Origin of the sequence: Acidovorax sp. K2F, assembly GCF_025246485.1 — a bacterium.
GTDB lineage: Bacteria > Pseudomonadota > Gammaproteobacteria > Burkholderiales > Burkholderiaceae_C > Acidovorax > Acidovorax delafieldii.
This window is the reverse complement of sequence record NZ_JAOBSQ010000013.1, coordinates 107,122-122,299: the sequence shown is the minus strand read 5'-3', so window position 1 is coordinate 122,299 and position 15,178 is coordinate 107,122. Positions and strand designations below refer to the sequence as shown.

Annotated in this window: 17 protein-coding genes; 16 read left to right on the top strand and 1 reads right to left on the bottom strand. The window is 66.3% G+C overall.

Going from position 1 to position 15,178, the window contains the following annotated elements; translation table 11 throughout:
* Window positions 1-6: 6 nt before the first annotated feature.
* The 6 genes from N4G42_RS05950 (at window position 7) to N4G42_RS05925 (ending at window position 5,467) form a co-directional block, all read left to right on the top strand.
* Entirely contained in the window at window positions 7-696 is a 690-nt protein-coding gene (locus N4G42_RS05950; protein ID WP_260666534.1) for an aldolase, read from the top strand.
* Window positions 697-759: 63 nt separating this feature from the next.
* Window positions 760-1,827: an alpha/beta fold hydrolase gene (locus tag N4G42_RS05945; protein ID WP_260666512.1), complete on the top strand. Its 1,068-nt coding sequence runs from the start codon at window positions 760-762 to the stop codon at window positions 1,825-1,827.
* Between the two features lie 24 nt (window positions 1,828-1,851).
* Window positions 1,852-2,649: a 2-oxo-tetronate isomerase gene (otnI, locus tag N4G42_RS05940; RefSeq protein ID WP_260666511.1), complete on the top strand. Its 798-nt coding sequence runs from the start codon at window positions 1,852-1,854 to the stop codon at window positions 2,647-2,649.
* Window positions 2,650-3,013: 364 nt separating this feature from the next.
* Entirely contained in the window at window positions 3,014-4,042 is a 1,029-nt protein-coding gene (locus tag N4G42_RS05935) for an ABC transporter substrate-binding protein (protein WP_260666510.1), read from the top strand.
* Between the two features lie 13 nt (window positions 4,043-4,055).
* Window positions 4,056-5,054 (top strand): isopenicillin N synthase family oxygenase, encoded by a 999-nt coding sequence (locus N4G42_RS05930; RefSeq protein WP_260666509.1) that lies wholly within the window; start codon window positions 4,056-4,058, stop codon window positions 5,052-5,054.
* Window positions 5,051-5,467: a VOC family protein gene (locus N4G42_RS05925; RefSeq protein ID WP_056747379.1), complete on the top strand. Its 417-nt coding sequence runs from the start codon at window positions 5,051-5,053 to the stop codon at window positions 5,465-5,467. Before N4G42_RS05930 ends, N4G42_RS05925 begins: the two co-directional genes overlap by 4 nt.
* A 94-nt stretch (window positions 5,468-5,561) precedes the next feature.
* On the opposite strand, the gene N4G42_RS05920 is transcribed toward N4G42_RS05925, so the two are convergent.
* Window positions 5,562-6,557: an isopenicillin N synthase family dioxygenase gene (locus N4G42_RS05920; RefSeq protein WP_260666508.1), complete on the bottom strand. Its 996-nt coding sequence runs from the start codon at window positions 6,555-6,557 to the stop codon at window positions 5,562-5,564.
* A gap of 450 nt (window positions 6,558-7,007) precedes the next feature.
* On the opposite strand from N4G42_RS05920, the gene N4G42_RS05915 reads away from it, so the two are divergent.
* The 10 genes from N4G42_RS05915 to N4G42_RS05870 all read left to right on the top strand — a co-directional run bounded on the left by N4G42_RS05915 (window position 7,008) and on the right by N4G42_RS05870 (window position 15,086).
* Entirely contained in the window at window positions 7,008-7,523 is a 516-nt protein-coding gene (locus N4G42_RS05915; RefSeq protein WP_369750496.1) for a nucleoside deaminase, read from the top strand.
* A gap of 65 nt (window positions 7,524-7,588) precedes the next feature.
* A complete protein-coding gene (locus tag N4G42_RS05910; protein ID WP_260666533.1) occupies window positions 7,589-8,245 on the top strand; it encodes a TetR/AcrR family transcriptional regulator in 657 nt (218 codons plus the stop codon).
* 189 nt (window positions 8,246-8,434) lie between these two features.
* Window positions 8,435-8,737 (top strand): 2Fe-2S iron-sulfur cluster binding domain-containing protein, encoded by a 303-nt coding sequence (locus tag N4G42_RS05905; RefSeq protein WP_260666507.1) that lies wholly within the window; start codon window positions 8,435-8,437, stop codon window positions 8,735-8,737.
* Between the two features lie 32 nt (window positions 8,738-8,769).
* On the top strand, window positions 8,770-9,357 hold the full coding sequence (locus N4G42_RS05900) for an NAD(P)H-dependent oxidoreductase (RefSeq protein ID WP_044398955.1): 588 nt from the start codon (window positions 8,770-8,772) through the stop codon (window positions 9,355-9,357).
* 23 nt (window positions 9,358-9,380) lie between these two features.
* Window positions 9,381-10,700 (top strand): amidohydrolase family protein, encoded by a 1,320-nt coding sequence (locus tag N4G42_RS05895; RefSeq protein WP_260666505.1) that lies wholly within the window; start codon window positions 9,381-9,383, stop codon window positions 10,698-10,700.
* On the top strand, window positions 10,697-11,161 hold the full coding sequence (locus N4G42_RS05890; protein ID WP_056747374.1) for a RidA family protein: 465 nt from the start codon (window positions 10,697-10,699) through the stop codon (window positions 11,159-11,161). Before N4G42_RS05895 ends, N4G42_RS05890 begins: the two co-directional genes overlap by 4 nt.
* Before the next feature lie 31 nt (window positions 11,162-11,192).
* Window positions 11,193-12,056, top strand: a complete 864-nt coding sequence (locus tag N4G42_RS05885) for a creatininase family protein (RefSeq protein ID WP_121505600.1) — start codon at window positions 11,193-11,195, stop codon at window positions 12,054-12,056.
* An 86-nt stretch (window positions 12,057-12,142) separates the two neighbouring features.
* Window positions 12,143-13,141, top strand: coding sequence for an ABC transporter substrate-binding protein (locus tag N4G42_RS05880; protein ID WP_260666504.1), 999 nt, complete (start codon window positions 12,143-12,145; stop codon window positions 13,139-13,141).
* Window positions 13,142-13,338: 197 nt separating this feature from the next.
* On the top strand, window positions 13,339-14,169 hold the full coding sequence (locus N4G42_RS05875) for an ABC transporter ATP-binding protein (protein WP_094286805.1): 831 nt from the start codon (window positions 13,339-13,341) through the stop codon (window positions 14,167-14,169).
* A complete protein-coding gene (locus N4G42_RS05870) occupies window positions 14,166-15,086 on the top strand; it encodes an ABC transporter permease (RefSeq protein WP_409557799.1) in 921 nt (306 codons plus the stop codon). The genes N4G42_RS05875 and N4G42_RS05870 overlap by 4 nt, the downstream gene beginning before the upstream one ends.
* Window positions 15,087-15,178 lie beyond the last annotated feature (92 nt).

The window sequence follows — 15,178 nt, the reverse complement described above, 5'->3', positions numbered from 1 at the left end:
GCCTTCATGGATGAAGCCCAAGCCCGCGACGAAATCTGCCGCGTGGGCCGCAGCCTGTTAGAGCGGGGCTATGTGCATGCCACCGCCGGCAACATCAGCGTGCGCCTGGCCGATGGCTACCTCATCACCCCCACCGATGCCTGTCTTGGCACGCTGCAGCCCGAGCGGCTGGCGCACCTGGACGCCCAAGGCCAGCAGGTAGCGGGCGACCGGGCCAGCAAGACCATTGCGCTGCACCGGCAGATTTACGAGGCATCGGCATCGACAGCTGCCCCAGCGCGCTGCGTGATCCATACGCACAGTACGCATCTGGTGGCCTGCTCACTGCAGGCCGACACCGCTGCAGGTGGCCAGCTGGCGTCCGATGCGCAATTGCTGCCCCCCATCACGCCCTACTTCGTCATGAAGGTGGGCCGCGTGCCGCACATCCCTTACCACCGCCCTGGCGACCCGACTGCCGCGGCGCTGGTGGCACAGACCATTGGCCGCTATGCCGCCCAAGGCAGCCCCGTGCGCGCCGTGATGCTGGCGCGCCTGGGCCCCAACGTGTGGCATGACACGCCCGCTGCCGCCATGGCCGTGCTGGAAGAGCTGGAAGAAACCGCACGACTGTGGATGCTGTGCCAGCCTCGCCCCACGTCGCTGACCGAGCCCCAGATCGAAGAGCTGCGCCAGAGCTTTGGTGCCCACTGGTAACGGGTAACGGGCTGGCTGCGCACAAGGCGCGGGGATGAAAGAACACACACAAGGAGACAAACCATGACCCTTTCTTTCTGGCGCAAAGCCTTTGCCCCCGTGCTGCTGGGCATGCTGGCCACAGGCGTTGCATCGGCTGCGGACTACCTCGCCCCCCAACACGGCGAGTGGGTCGTCAAGGATTTCCGCTTCCACACCGGCCAGACTTTGCCCGAACTCAAGCTGGCCTACTCCACCGTGGGCGATCCCACAGGCGAGCCGGTACTGGTGCTGCATGGCACCAATGGCTCGGCAGAGAGCATGCTCTCCCCCGGCTTTGCAGGCACGCTGTTTGGCCCCGGCCAGCCGCTGGATGCGCGCAAGTACTTCATCATCCTGCCGGACGCCATCGGCACCGGCCGCTCCAGCAAGCCGTCTGATGGCCTGCGCGCCGCCTTTCCGGCCTACAACTACGACGACATGGTCCAGGCGCAGTACCGTCTGTTGACCGAGCACCTGGGCGTGCGCCATGTGCGCGCCATCATCGGCAACTCCATGGGCGGCATGCACACCTGGGTGTGGGCCCAGCGCTACCCCGACTTCATGGACATTGCCGTGCCCATGGCGTCGCTGCCCGCCGCCATGTCGGGCCGCAACTGGATGATGCGCCGCCTGCTGGTCGATGCCATCCGCAACGACCCCGAATGGCAGGGCGGCAACTACACCCGCCAGCCCCGCAGCCTGCAGTTTGCGTCGGTGTTCTTTGGCACCGGCACCAACGGCGGCAACCAAGGTCTGCAAAAGCTGGCCCCAAGCCGCGCTGCAGCCGATGCGCTGGTGGAGCAACGCCTCAAGGCCCCTTTCCGTGGCGATGCCAACGACCACATCTACCAGTGGGAAGCATCGCGCGACTACGACCCCGAGCCTGGGCTGGAACGCATCACCGCGCGCGTGCTGGCCATCAACTCGGCAGACGATGAGCGCAACCCACCCGAGCTGGGCGTGCTGGACAAAGCCATCGCCCGCATCCCGCACGCACAGGCCTACGTGATCCCTGCCAGCGCCGACACCCTCGGCCACAGCACGGTGGGCCTGGCGCGCTTTTACCAAGACCGGCTGGCCAAGGTGCTCACCAACGCACCACGCCGCTGACCGCTTTTTTCTCAGGAATCCTTCATGCCCCGCTTTGCTGCCAACCTGTCCATGCTCTACAACGACGTGGACTTTCTCGACCGTTTTGCTGCCGCCGCCCGCGATGGTTTCCAGGCGGTGGAGTACCTGTTTCCCTACGCCTACCCGGCGCAAGAACTGGCCGCGCGCCTGCAAGCCAACGGCCTGCAGCAGGTGCTGTTCAACGCCCCGCCCGGCAACTGGGACGCGGGCGAACGTGGGCTGGCCTGCCTGCCGGGGCGTGAGGCCGAGTTCCGCGAAGGCATTGCCAAGGCCATCGACTACGCCAAGGCCCTGCAGTGCCCCCGCATCCATGTGATGGCAGGTCTGGTGCCCCAGGGGGCAGACGCCGCCACCGTGCGCTCCACCTACATCGCCAACGTGCGCTACGCCGCCGCGCAGGCTGCGCCCCACGGCATCCAGATCCTGCTGGAGCCCATCAATGGCCGCGACATGCCTGGCTTCTTCCTGAGCCGCCAGGACCAGGCCCACACGCTGATCGCCGAGATCGGCGCCGCCAACGTGAAGGTGCAGATGGACCTGTACCACTGCCAGATCATGGAAGGCGACCTGGCCATGAAGGTACGCCAGTACCTGCCCACAGGCAACGTCGGCCACTTCCAGATTGCCGGTGTGCCCGAGCGCCACGAACCCGATGTGGGCGAGATCAACTACACCTACCTGTTCCAACTGCTGGACAGCCTGGGCTACGACGGCTGGATTGGCTGCGAATACCGCCCCGCGCGCGGGGCCGCGGCCCACGCCACCAGCGACGGGCTGGGCTGGCTCAAGCCCTGGCTGTAAAGACCTACCTCGCACCACAGTTGCCGTTGCATGCCTGACGCTGGTGCAGCGCGCACCATGGTGTGGCGCGCGGGGGTGTTAGGGCATGGCCCACACGACGGGATCGCATGGCACAGATCCTGCAAATACGCAGCCGCCAAGAGTAGAAGCGTTCAGCGGCCACCGCCCGGAAATTGCTCTTGAAGCATGCAATGGACTGACGCCAGCACGGGCGCGCAGGACTGTGCGTCTTCAGGAGGCCGGTGCCCCCACCTCGCAGCCCCAGCGCCCTGTCGGTTGATTGCATGCACCCCATTCGGAGGGGTGTGAAGCCTGGCTTTTCACTCCCCCGTGGTTATCCGCCAACGACCAGGAGTGCTCCACCATGCAACGCCGTTCCCTCATCCGCGCCACTGGCGCCGCCGCCCTGCTGTCTGCCGCACCGTTTGTGCGCGCCCAGGGCAATCTGCAAAAGTTCAAGTTCAACCTGGGCTGGAAGGTCGAGGCCTCGGGCGCGGGCTTTTTGCTGGCGCAGCAGCGGGGCTACTACAAGGATGCGGGCCTGGACGTCACCATCGACACCGGCAACGGGTCCGCATCAGCCATCAGCCTGGTGGCGGGGGGCGCGTATGACGTGGCGTCGGCCGACCTCTCGACCATGATCGAGTTCAACACCGCCAACCCGCAGTCCAGGCTGGCAGCGGTCGCCATCCAGTACGACCTGAACCCCAACTCGGTCATGGTGCGCAAGGACGGCGCCATCAAGAAGCCCGCCGACCTGGCGGGCAAGACCATCCTGGGCCAGCCCTTCAACGCCTCGCGCAAGCTCTTTCCCGCCTTTGCCAAGGCACAGGGCTTTGATGGCAGCGGCGTGAAATGGGAAAACGTGGCACCCGACATCGGCGACACGCGCTTCGTGAAAGGTGACTTTGACGCAGCGGCGTACTTCTTCTTCACCGGTCTGCTCAACCTGAAGGCGCGGGGCCTGACGCCGGATCAGATCACGGTGTTCCGCTTCTCGGACTATGGCCTCAAGTCCTACGGCAACGGGCTCATCGCCAACGCCAAGAGCATGCAGGACAACCCGGACGCCATGAAGGCTTTCGTCAAAGCCACCACGCGCGGCTGGGTCGATGCAATTGCCGATCCGCGCGCCGGCGCTGCCGCCATCAAGGCCCGAGAGCCCCTGGCCCATGAAGAGATCGAGTTCGAACGCCTGCAGCTCATCGTGGACGGCACCATGAAGACCGCCGAGACACGCGCCAACGGCTGGGGCGCTGCCACGCCTACGCGCCTGCAGGCCACCATCGATGAGACCGTGGCAGCCTTTGGCCTCAAGAGCAGCCTGGCGGTGGCCGACATCTGGACCGACCGCTTTCTGCCCCCGGCCGTAGACCGCAAGCTCAAGGCCTGACCAGGGGAAAGCCATGGGCATCCCCCTCCTCGACCTCAGCGGCGCCCTGCAGCCGGGCGCGCCGCGCAGCCCCGCCGTGATGGCCGTGGCCGCCCAACTGCGCCAGGCCTGCACGGGCCCGGGGTTCTTCTACGTGCGCCACCACGGTGTGCCGCAGGACATCATTGCGCGCCAGTTTGCCTTGGCGCAGCAGTTCTTCGACCTGCCGCTGGCCTCCAAGGAAGCGATTTCGCTGCACCACTCACCCGCGATGCGGGGCTACGAAAGCCTGGGCGGGCAGACCCTGGACGCGAATGCGCGCCCGGACCTCAAGGAGAGCTTCTACTGCGGGCTGGACTACGCGGCAGACCATCCGTATGTGCAGCGCGGCTACCACTCCTACGGCAGCAACCAATGGCCTGAGGGGTTGCCCGAGCTGGCCACCCAGAGCCGCACCTACATCGCCGCCATGCGGCAACTGGCCCTGCGGCTGATGCAGCTGCTGGCGCTCTCGCTCGACCTGCCAGAAGACTATTTCGACCACACACACCAGAGCCCCATGCTCACGCTGCGGCTGCTGCGCTACCCACCCCATCCTGAGAGCGCCGATGCGCTCACCTTTGGCGCGGGCGAGCACACCGACTGGGGAGCCATCACCCTGCTGGCCCAGGACCACCATGGAGGGCTGGAGGTGAAACTTCCCACCGGCGAATGGGTGGCTGCCACACCCATCGAGGGGGCGCTGGTGGTGAACCTGGGCGACATGATTCCGCGCTGGACGAATGGGCTGTACCGATCCAACCCCCACCGCGTGCGCAACGTGCACAGCGGGGGCGCACCGCGCCACTCCATTCCGTTCTTCTACACGCCCGACTACGAGGCCCAGGTGGTCCCCGTCCCCACCTGCGTGCCTGCGGGTGAGTCGCCGCGCTTTGCACCCTGCACCGTTGGCGAGCACCTGCAGGCCATGTACCGCAAGACTTACGGCCTGGGTCAGACCACCAACCCTGCCAGCGCCGCGGTGATGTCATGAGGCTCTGGTTCAACCTGCTGTGCCAGGACATCGAAGCGCAGCTTCAGTTCTATCAAGCCCTGCTGCAGTTGCCCGAGGCGTCGGGGACGCGCTCGGCCATCTACCGGGCGGTGGAGACCGAGCACTTCCAGCTCGGCTTCAATGCCCCCGAGGCCTATGCCCTGCTGGGCCTGGCCGACCGGCAGCCTGGCGCAGCCTTGCCGTCACCACGCGGCGTGACAGGCTATGCCACCTTCATGCTGGACACACCGGACGCCGTGGAGGCTGCCAGCGAAAAGGCCAAAGCTCTGGGCGGGCAGGTCATCAAGCCACCTTACGCCACGTACTACGGCCAATGGCAGGCGGTGCTGGCGGACCCGGAGGACAACGTGTTCCGGATAAGCGCCGTGGGTGTACCGCGCCACGTCGCTTGAGCCTGCCCCTGCCCGGCCGCGCCATCGACGGCAGCCGCCCACCCAGGCATCGGCGGGGCGGACAAGCGCCCACCCCGGCCTCCCAAGTCACGCGTCAATAAGCCTTGAAGTTGGCCGCCACCCGCTGGTTCAGGTAGTCGCCCGCGGCAATCGCCGGGTACTTCTTGCCGGGCCCTTCGATGATGGCGTCGCGGTTGGCCTGGGCAAAGAAGGCGATGCTGTAGCGCGGCCCCATGTACTCGCCGGGCAGAGGGTTCTTCACACGGTGGAAGTTGCTGGGCAGCTGGTCGTCGCTCCAGCGCATCAGCATGTCCCCGATGTTGCAGGTGATGGCCTGCTCGTCGGGCTCCACCGAGGTCCAGGCCTGGGTGTCCATCTCCTTGCCCGGGCACACCTGCAGGCCGCCCTGGCCCTGGCGCTGAAAGAGCAGGGTCAGGCAATCAAAGTCGGTATGCGCCCCGGCGCGCCACAGGCCCAGGCTGGCTTGTTGCTCGGGCGGGGTCGCAAAGTAGTGCAGCAGGCGCAAGGTGCTTTGGTAGCTGGCCTGCGCAGGGTCGTGCGCGCGGGCAAAGAAGGCCTCGTCAAACCCCAGCTTCCACGCAAAACACGACAGCACCTGCATGGCCACCTGCCAGCACTGGCCCTCAAACGCGAGCATGGTGGCCTGGAAGCCTGCCAGCTCCTCGTCAGTGGGCCACAGGCCTGCCATGTGCGGGCGGGTGATCTGGTACGACTCCTTCTGGTCCGGTGTGCCAGTGGAGGGGCGCACCTGCGCGCGGCTCTCCCAGCCCACGTTGAGCGCCTTCTTGAGCGGGTACTGCGCCTTCACGCCATCCGGCAGCGCAAAGAAACGCTCGGTCATCGCAAAGGCGTTGTGCACCTTGGCCAGGTCAATGCCGTGGTTCACGATCTGGAAAAAGCCGACATCGACGGCGGCGTCCCATAGCTGGTCGGCAATCTCGGTCTTGCGCTGAGCAAAGTGGCTGAGGTCGATGCGGCGGATCTCGCGGCTCGCGGTTTCCGAGCCCATCGCGCCCATGCGCGTTTCTTTTTGCAGCTCGGCGAGGTCGTAGGTGGCAGTGGTGGTCATGCAGTTCTCCTGAAGACAAGTGGAAGGAAGAAAGGCCCTCCCGCTGGGTGCTTCAAGAGTGGGTGGCACCGCATGCGGCGGCCGTCCTTTCAACCCTTGAAGCCACGGTGTGCCAACGCACACCGCCGCGCGCACAGCGGGCTTCAAGAGCAATTTCCGACTGGCATCTCCCCGCGCAGGATGGCACAGGGGGCAATGCAGTGAACGCTTCTACTCTTGCCAACAGCGATGCAAGAAGAATGCCCACGGCGCCATGCATGTGTGCCCACGCAGGTTGAGAGCGCTTGTGCACGCGCATCAAAAGCCATGCATACATGTCACTGATTGTGATTGGCATGCCAAATGCATAGCACCCTGCACCACAACGGCGGGCGTGCAGACAGTCCGGCGTTGCACAACGACAGCCACCCACCCACCATCGACGGAGACACCTACACCATGCACGCGCTCATGTCTGCACCCCCAGCCAGCTTTGACGACCCCACCCCCATCAACGACACGGACGGCACCTACCTGCGCCAGGCCATCGCGTGGTCGTGCACGGCCCGCGCGCGCGGCAACCGCCCGTTTGGTGCGGTGGTCATCAGTGCCGAAGGGCGCCTGCTCGCCGAGGCCTACTGCAACACCACCGAGACCGGCGACTGCACCGGCCACGCCGAGACCAATGCCGTGCGCCAACTGAGCCCGCGCGTGGGCCGCGATGCCTTGGCCAAGGCCACGCTGTATTCATCAGCCGAGCCCTGCGTGATGTGCGCGGGCGCCATCTTCTGGTCAGGCATTGGGCGTGTGGTGTTTGGCATTGATGCCGAGCGCCTGCGCGTGTTCCGGGGCGAGCGGGCCGAACAGCGCGACGCCGAGCTGTCGTGCCGTGACGTGTTCGCCGCCTCGCCCCACGCCATCGAGTGCATCGGCCCGGCGCTGGTCGAAGAAGCCAGCGCGCCCCATATCGGGTTCTGGAAAGTCTGATCCACTCCCGCGCGGGCAGAATCTGCAGCGCACACTCTGCACTCCCCATGCCTCGCACCAAAGCCATGACCGAATCCGAAGCCGAAGCCGCCTCCGGCGCGCTGCTCAGCCGCGCCAAACAAGGCCGCGAACGCATCCTGGGCGCTATCCGCGACGCGGCCATTGCCGAGTTCAGTCGCCATGGTTTCAAGGGGGCATCCACCAAAGCCATTGCCGAGCGCGCGGGCCTGACCAAGCCCCAGCTGCACTACTACATCAGCAGCAAGGAAGAGCTGTATGAAGAGCTGCTGTACTCGGTGCTCAACGGCTGGTCGGGCGCCTTCATTTTTGACAGCAACAGCGACGATCCCAAGAAGGTGTTGAGCAGCTACGTGCGCAAGAAGCTCGACTACGCGCTGGACAACCCGGGCCTGTCGCGCATCTTCACCACCGAGGTGCTGGGCGGTGGGCGCAACCTGGGCAAATACTGGCCCGTAGCCGTCAAGTCCACCCAGCAGAAGGTGGACCTCATCAACCGCTGGATTGACGAAGGGCGCATGCGCAAGGTGGACGCCAAGGTTTTGCTGATGCAGATCTGGGGCATGACGCAGCACTACGCCGACTACGGCGTGCAGGTGCACATCATGCTGGGCCTGGCGCCCGACGAGCCCATCGACCGCGAGCCCATCGTGCGCGAACTCACCAGCTTTGTGCTGCTGGGCTGCGGCATCGCACCAGACTAAGGCCCCCGCCCCATTCTGGGCATACCTCGGGTGCCCGAGGGGCGAATCCCGGGCAATTTGCACCAGCACGCGGCGTCAAAAGCCCCTTTCAGGCCGCGTTGATCCACCACAAAGACGTTTGACCGCTTTTTGTGGCTGGCACAGCCTTTGCAATAGTTTGACCAATCGATCAAATCACATGGTCAAACAATGCAGACAGCCCCTGACACCGCCGACGCCGCCCGCACAGAACACACGTTCGAGCTGATCCTGCAGCGCAGCCAGATGCGCTTGCCCGTCGCCCCCGGCGAGAGCATGGCCGATGTGCTGCAGCTCGCTGGCGTACCGCTGGAAACCCTGTGCGAGCAGGGCGTGTGCGGCACCTGCGTCACCCGCTGGCTGGACGGCGAGCCCGACCACCGCGACAGCTGCCTGAGCGCTGCAGAGCAAGCCACCCACGTCGCCGTGTGCTGCGCGCGCAGCCACAGCCCCACGCTCACGCTGGACCTGTAGGCCCATCCCCCACAACCCGAAGGACCCCCGCCATGCGCATCCTCGTGATCTATTGCCACCCGGTAGAGACCAGCTACAACGCAGCCCTGCACACCGAGGTGGTGCAGCAGCTGCGCGGCGCGGGCCATGAGGTGGACGACTGCGACCTGTACGCCGAGGGCTTCAACCCCGTGATGACACGCGAAGAGCGCCTGGGCTACCACGAGGTGCCCAGCAACCAGTTGCCCGTGCAGGGCTATGTGGACCGCCTGCTCTGGGCCGAAGCCGTGGTGTTCTGCTTTCCCACCTGGTGCTTTGGCATGCCAGCGATGCTCAAGGGATTTTTCGACCGCGTGCTCATGCCCGGCGTGGCCTTTGACATCAGCGACCCGCACAACGTCAAGCCGTCGCTCACGCACATCAAGCGCATCTCCGCCGTGGTCACCTATGGCCGCCCCCGCTGGACGGCCCTGTTCATGGGCGACCCGCCGCGCAAGTCCATCACCCGCTACATGCGCCTGCTCACGGGCGGAAAAGCGCGGGTGGACTACCACGCCTATTACCACATGAACGTGGCCACACCGCCCCGGCTGGCGGCCTTCAAGGCCCGCGTGGGCCAGGCGATGGCGCGCTTTGCATAAGACCACGTTCTAAGGGCCACGGCATGCACGCATCCAACACCCCCGACCACATCCTGCGCGCCCGGTTGCCGCGCTGGCTGCTGCCCTCCGCGTGGCCGCAGCAGGGCCACCAGCCCGCACTGGCCGATCTGCGCCTGGCCCAGGGCCGCATCGTGCAAGTGCTGCCCCACGGCACCCAGCCTGCGCTACACGGCGCTGTGTGGGACGTGGCAGGCGCGCTGGTGCTGCCCGGCCTGGTCGATGCGCACACCCACCTGGACAAGGCCTTCACCCTGCCGCGCATGGGAGAGGTCAAACCCGGCCTGCTGGGCGCCATCGAGGCCATGATGTTGGATCGCCAAAGCTGGACCGAAGCCGACATCCACGCCCGCGCCAGCCGCGCGCTGCAATGGGCCTACGACGCAGGCACCGTGCACCTGCGCACCCACTGCGACTGGTGGGAGCCCGACGCGCAGCCACTGGCCTGGAACGTGTTGCGCGCACTGGCCCACGACTGGGCCGACCGCATCACGCTGGAGCGCGTGAGCCTGATCCCCTTACACCTGTATACGGACCGCAGCGCCGCCCTGCGGCTGGCCGCCACCGTGGCCACCAGCGGCCCCGGCGCATTGCTGGGCGGCTTTGTGCATTCCACCAACTGGGACCCACAGGCGCTGCGCCACCTGTTGGAAGCCGCACAGCACCACGGCCTGAACGTGGACCTGCATGTGGACGAAGAACTGCACCCCGGCGCCCAGGGCTTGGCGACCACGGCCGCACTGCTCAAGGAGCTGGGTTTCGAAGGCCATGTGGTCTGCGGCCACACCTGCGCCCTGGCCGCACAGGACGAGGCCACGGCCCTCGCCACGCTCGACGCGGTGGCACAAAGCCCGATCACGCTGGTCACGCTGCCCATCACCAACCTGCTGCTGCAGGACGCCACCACCGGCCGCACACCGCGCCAGCGTGGCCTGACGCTGGTGAAGGAGGCCCGTGCACGCGGCATCCCGGTGCTGGTCGCCAGCGACAACGTGCAAGACCCGTTCTGCCCCGTGGGCAGCTTTGACCCGCTGGAAGCCCTGGCCACGGGTGTGCTGGCTGCGCAGCTGGATGCACCTTTCGACCAATGGAGCGAATCGCTGTGCCGCGCCGACTGGCTGTGCACCGGCCGCACTGGCACCACAGCGCTGCCGCTACAGCCTGGCACGGTGGCTGACCTGCTGGTCTTCACGCAGGCTGACCACTGGGGCTTTCCATCGCGCGCACAAAGCCGTGTGGTGCTGCGCCAGGGCCGCGTCGCCAGCGGCCATGCACCGGCTGCCTGGCATGTGCCAACCACCCAATCCGCAAGGAGCCTCGCATGAGCCCCACATCTGCGCCAGGTATCGCCCAGCCCCTGGCCCGCTACGCCGCGTGGCGCCGCGCAGGCGACTTCATCTACCTGAGCGGGATCATTGCCGTGGACCCTGCCGCCAGCCGCATCGTGCGTGGCTACGACGACATCCCGCATGAGGCCGCCACGCTGATTGGCCGCACCGGCGAGTTCAGCAGCGACATCAAGGAGGGCCCCATCCTCGCGCAGAGCTGGTATGTGCTCGACCGCATCCGCCAGACCATCGAGGCCGCCGGCGGCCAGATGTCCGACGTGTTCAAGTTGGTGCAGTACTTCAAGAACCTGGACCACTTCCCACAGTACAGCCGCGTGCGCAAGCTGTTCTTCCCCGGCGAGCCCCCCGCATCCACCGTAGTGGAAGTGAGCGGCATGTTGCCCACGCCCGACATCCTCATCGAGGTCGAAGCGACCGCCTACCTGCCCCAGCGCTGAGCCACCCCCGACACCCTCACGAAAGTCTTTCATGCTGCACGGCTACAACCCGCCCCACCGCTACCTGCCCTACCTGAGCTGGACCGAGATCGCCGACCTGCCCGACAAGGAAAACACCGTCATCGTGCTACCCACCGGCGCCACCGAGCAGCATGGCCCGCACCTGCCGTGTGCGGTGGACACGGTGATCAGCGCGGGCGTAGTGGGCCACGCGCTGGCGCGCCTGCCGGCCGATGTGCCTGCGTTCGCGATGGCGCCGATCACCTACGGCAAGTCCGAAGAGCACCTGCACTTTCCCGGCACCGTCACGCTCAGCGGCGAGACCCTGCTGGCCACCATGAACGAGGTGGGCGAGTCGGTATACCGCGCGGGCTTTCGCAAGCTGCTGTTCGTCAACGGCCACGGCGGCCAGCCGCAGGTGATGGAAATGTGCGCGCGCGAGCTGCGCCTGCGCCATGGCGACTTCATTGTGGTGCCCAGCTTCACCTGGCGTGTGCCGCATGTGGCGGGCAAGTACCTGTCCGACACCGAAAAGAAACTGGCGATGCACGCAGGCCACGCCGAGACGGCGCTGATGCTGGCGCTGGCCCCCGACACCGTGCACATGGAGCGCGCGGTGGTCAACTACCCGCCCGTTTTTGATTCGCCCCTGCTCTCACCCGACGGCCGCCCGGCCTGTGCCTGGAGTGCGCGCGACTTCGGCCCCAGCGGAATCATTGGCGACCCGCTGCCCGCCACGGCCGAACAAGGGCACGCCATCCTCGACTCGCTGGCCGTGAGCTGGGCCGCCGCCATTACCGAGCTGCATCGGCTGCAGTGGGCACCGCGCACTGAGCCCACCTGGGGCCGCGCCCATCACACCGGCCACGTGGAGCACTCCAGCGCACTGGCCTGAAACCTGCGAACGCCACCGCAAAACCTTTTCGCCTTCCCCTTCGTTGTCCCTTCGTTCCACCTCCACCACCCTACCGGAGTACCACCATGATGAAGACCGCCTCCCGCCTTTCCAAACTTGGTGCAGCCGCGCTGCTCGCTGTTGGTGCCGTCGGCACCATGCAGGCCCACGCGCAGGAAAAGTTCACCTACATGACCAACTGGTACGCGCAAGCCGAGCATGGCGGCTTCTACCAGGCGGTGGCCACGGGCCTGTACAAAAAGTACGGGCTGGATGTGACCATCAAGATGGGCGGCCCGCAGGTCAACATCGTGCAGATGATGGCCGCCGGCCAGGCCGAATGCGTGATGGGGTCGAGCGACCTGCAGATGATCCAGATGCGTGAAGGCGGCGTGCCCGTGGTCAATGTGGCGGCCGTATTCCAGAAGGACCCGCAGGTACTCATCGCGCACGAGGACGTGAAGAAATTCGAAGACCTCAAGGGCAAGACCATCCTGATCGCCTCGTCGGCCCAGCGCGGCTACTGGCCCTGGCTCAAGGCCAAATACGGCTTCACCGACTCGCAGACCCGCCCCTACACCTTCAACATCCAGCCCTTCGTGGCCGACAAGAACGCCGCCCAGCAGGGCTACCTGACATCCGAGCCGTTTGCGATTGCCAAGGCGGGCGTCAAGGCCAACACGCTGATGTTCAGCGACCAGGGCTACCCAGCGTATGCCACCACCATCTCGTGCATGGAAAAGACGGTGAAGGACCGCAGCGCCGCTGTGGCCTCGTTCGTGAAAGCTTCGATGGAAGGCTGGAAGAGCTACCTGGCCGACCCCGCCCCGGCCAACGCGCTCATCAAGAAGGACAACCCCAACATGACCGACGAGCAGCTCGCCTACAGCGGGGCCAAGCTCAAGGAAATGGGCATGGCCACCGGGGGTGACGCCGCCACCATGGGCATCGGCATCATGACCGACGCGCGTGCCAAGGCCAGCTACGACTTCCTGGTGGACGCGAAGCTCATCGACCCCGCCAAGGTGAAGCTGGCCGAGACCTACACCACGGCCTTCGTCAAAGACCTCAAGGTTCTTCCTTGATCCCCCCTGAGTCGCTTCGCGCCTTCCCCCAAGGGGGACAACGCCCTCGCTGCGGGGCGGCCCTTGCTCGGCGTTCGCTGGCTCGGGCCGCGCCAGTTTCCAGCGGCTGGAGCCAAGCCAAGCGCTACGACAGATAAGCCCGATCGCCCTGACACAGCGGCCAGCCTCCCCGGCCACATCCATCGAAAGGCACCACCATGTCCATTCCCGCTGCCTCGCCACCTCTGGCACCTGCGCCGCGCCCCACACCCGCCGTGGAGGTGCTCTCGGCCGAAAAAACCTACCCCAATGGCACCCAGGCCCTGCTGCCGGTGGACCTGACCATTGAGGAAGGCGAGTTCGTCACCCTGCTCGGCCCCTCGGGCTGCGGCAAGAGCACGCTGCTGAAAATGGTGGCGGGCCTGCTGGAGCCCACCGACGGCCGCCTGCACCTGTGGCGCAAGCCCGTGGCGCAGTTGGACGAAAGCGGCAAGAAGATGGCATTTGTCTTCCAGTCGCCCACGCTCATGCCCTGGGCCAGTGTGCAGACCAACGTGCGCCTGCCGCTGGACCTGGCAGGCGTGCCGCGTGCCGAGGCCGACGCGCGCGTGACCGAAGCGCTGGCGCTGGTGGGCTTGTCCAAGTTTGCCAACGCCCTGCCCCGTGCACTGTCGGGCGGCATGCAAATGCGCGTGTCGATTGCGCGCGGCCTGGTCACCCAGCCCGACCTGCTGCTGATGGACGAGCCCTTTGGCGCACTGGACGAAATCACGCGCCACAAGCTCGACGCCGACCTGCTCGACTTGTGGCGCAAGAAGAAGCTCACCGTGATCTTTGTGACGCACTCGATCCACGAGGCAGTGTTCCTCTCCAGCCGCGTGGTCATGATGGCCGCACGCCCCGGTCGCGTTGTCGAAGAGTTCCGCATCGACGCGCCCTACCCCCGCACGGCCGACTTCATGGTGTCGCCCGAATTCAGCCGCTACGCCAAGCTGCTGCAGGACAGCCTGCTGCGTGCCAGCGTGGACACCGAGGAGACCGTGGCATGAGCACCCCGTTCCCTTCCGCACCGATGGCGTCGCCCGTGGTCACCGCCCACCCCGCAGCCGCCCCGCGCTCAGCGCCTGCACCAATCGCTGCCAAGCCTGCCGCCAAGGCCACGCCCAAACGCCCGCCGCTCATGGCCCAGCCACGCGTGCAGCGCGTGGTCTACCCCGTGCTGGTCGGCCTGGTGCTGATCGCGCTCTGGCAGGGGCTGGTCACGGCCATGGAGCTGCCGCCCTACCTGGTGCCCTCACCCATCCTGATGATGAAGACGCTGTTCACCGACTGGGCCGCACTGGGTGGCTCGCTGTGGGTCACCGTCAAGATCACGGTGCTGGCCTTTGTGGTGGCCACGGTGGCGGGTGTGCTCATCTCGTTCCTGTTCGTTCAGAGCAAACGCATCGAGACCGCACTCTTCCCCTACGCCGTGCTGCTGCAGGTCACGCCCATCGTGGCCGTGGCGCCGCTCATCATCATCTGGGTGAAGGACCCAACGGCGTCGATGGTGATCTGCGCCGCACTGGTGGCCCTGTTCCCCATCATCAGCAACACCACGCTGGGTTTGCGCAGTGTGGAACCTGACCTGCAAAGCTACTTCCAGCTCAACCGCGCCACGCGGCTGCAGACGCTGCTGCGCCTGCGCATCCCCAGCGCGCTGCCCTACTTCTTTGGCGGGCTGCGCATTTCCAGCGGCCTCGCGCTCATCGGCGCCGTGGTGGCGGAGTTTGTGGCGGGCACCGGGGGCCAGGGTGCAGGGCTGGCGTACCAGATCCTGCAGGCGGGCTTCCAGCTCAACATCCCGCGCATGTTTGCTGCGCTGCTGCTGATCTCGCTCACCGGGGTCGCATTGTTCGTACTGATGGCGTGGCTGACGCGTGTCGCCCTAGGCGGCTGGCACGCCAGCGAAACGTCGCACGACTAGCCCTTTCAACCCCATCGCCAACACACCGCGCGCAGCCACTGGCGCGCGGCACGGGCTTCCTTTTGCCCAAAACGGCCACCAGCGGCCAAGGA

What these genes read in the sequence shown, in the direction of transcription:
- N4G42_RS05950 (WP_260666534.1), top strand. Translation starts at nt 7, where the DNA reads ATGGATGAAGCCCAAGCCCGCGACGAAATCTGCCGCGTGGGCCGCAGC.
- N4G42_RS05945 (WP_260666512.1), top strand. Translation starts at nt 760, where the DNA reads ATGACCCTTTCTTTCTGGCGCAAAGCCTTTGCCCCCGTGCTGCTGGGC.
- otnI (WP_260666511.1), top strand. Translation starts at nt 1,852, where the DNA reads ATGCCCCGCTTTGCTGCCAACCTGTCCATGCTCTACAACGACGTGGAC.
- N4G42_RS05935 (WP_260666510.1), top strand. Translation starts at nt 3,014, where the DNA reads ATGCAACGCCGTTCCCTCATCCGCGCCACTGGCGCCGCCGCCCTGCTG.
- N4G42_RS05930 (WP_260666509.1), top strand. Translation starts at nt 4,056, where the DNA reads ATGGGCATCCCCCTCCTCGACCTCAGCGGCGCCCTGCAGCCGGGCGCG.
- N4G42_RS05925 (WP_056747379.1), top strand. Translation starts at nt 5,051, where the DNA reads ATGAGGCTCTGGTTCAACCTGCTGTGCCAGGACATCGAAGCGCAGCTT.
- N4G42_RS05920 (WP_260666508.1), bottom strand. Translation starts at nt 6,557, where the DNA reads ATGACCACCACTGCCACCTACGACCTCGCCGAGCTGCAAAAAGAAACG.
- N4G42_RS05915 (WP_369750496.1), top strand. Translation starts at nt 7,008, where the DNA reads ATGTCTGCACCCCCAGCCAGCTTTGACGACCCCACCCCCATCAACGAC.
- N4G42_RS05910 (WP_260666533.1), top strand. Translation starts at nt 7,589, where the DNA reads ATGACCGAATCCGAAGCCGAAGCCGCCTCCGGCGCGCTGCTCAGCCGC.
- N4G42_RS05905 (WP_260666507.1), top strand. Translation starts at nt 8,435, where the DNA reads ATGCAGACAGCCCCTGACACCGCCGACGCCGCCCGCACAGAACACACG.
- N4G42_RS05900 (WP_044398955.1), top strand. Translation starts at nt 8,770, where the DNA reads ATGCGCATCCTCGTGATCTATTGCCACCCGGTAGAGACCAGCTACAAC.
- N4G42_RS05895 (WP_260666505.1), top strand. Translation starts at nt 9,381, where the DNA reads ATGCACGCATCCAACACCCCCGACCACATCCTGCGCGCCCGGTTGCCG.
- N4G42_RS05890 (WP_056747374.1), top strand. Translation starts at nt 10,697, where the DNA reads ATGAGCCCCACATCTGCGCCAGGTATCGCCCAGCCCCTGGCCCGCTAC.
- N4G42_RS05885 (WP_121505600.1), top strand. Translation starts at nt 11,193, where the DNA reads ATGCTGCACGGCTACAACCCGCCCCACCGCTACCTGCCCTACCTGAGC.
- N4G42_RS05880 (WP_260666504.1), top strand. Translation starts at nt 12,143, where the DNA reads ATGATGAAGACCGCCTCCCGCCTTTCCAAACTTGGTGCAGCCGCGCTG.
- N4G42_RS05875 (WP_094286805.1), top strand. Translation starts at nt 13,339, where the DNA reads ATGTCCATTCCCGCTGCCTCGCCACCTCTGGCACCTGCGCCGCGCCCC.
- N4G42_RS05870 (WP_409557799.1), top strand. Translation starts at nt 14,166, where the DNA reads ATGAGCACCCCGTTCCCTTCCGCACCGATGGCGTCGCCCGTGGTCACC.